Below are 417 nucleotides of genomic sequence, written 5' to 3'. Positions count from 1 at the left end.
AAGGCACAAACAGTAACACCAGGTTCAACACCAAACGCTCAAGATTCAATTGGTAATGTTGGTGAACTACCAGAAGGAACAACCTTCGCGTTCAAGACACCAGTCGATACAGCAACTGATGGTGAAAAAGACGCGACAGTAGTTGTAACATACCCAGACGGATCTAAAGATGAAGTTCCAGTTAAAGTTACTGTTAAAACTCCAAGCACAGATGCAGACAAGTACACACCAGTAGCGAAAGAGCAAAACGTTAACAAGGGTGAAACACCAGATGCTAAAGGCTCAATCGGCAACGTTGGTGATCTACCAGAAGGAACAACATTTGAGTTCAAGACACCAGTCGATACAGCAACTGATGGTGAAAAAGATGCGACAGTAGTTGTAACATACCCAGACGGAACTAAAGATGAAGTTCCA

The 417-nt window shown here is 43.2% G+C and carries 1 protein-coding gene; it reads left to right on the top strand.

What is annotated here, in order from left to right; all coding sequences use genetic code 11:
• Window positions 1-417 (top strand): Rib/alpha-like domain-containing protein (locus ADM33_RS10625; RefSeq protein ID WP_049505144.1); only part of this gene is annotated, 417 nt, incomplete at both ends.

It is taken from the genome of Streptococcus oralis (assembly GCF_001075875.1).
In the GTDB taxonomy this organism is placed as follows: domain Bacteria; phylum Bacillota; class Bacilli; order Lactobacillales; family Streptococcaceae; genus Streptococcus; species Streptococcus oralis_I.
This window is presented reverse-complemented; position numbering and strand designations above follow the sequence as displayed.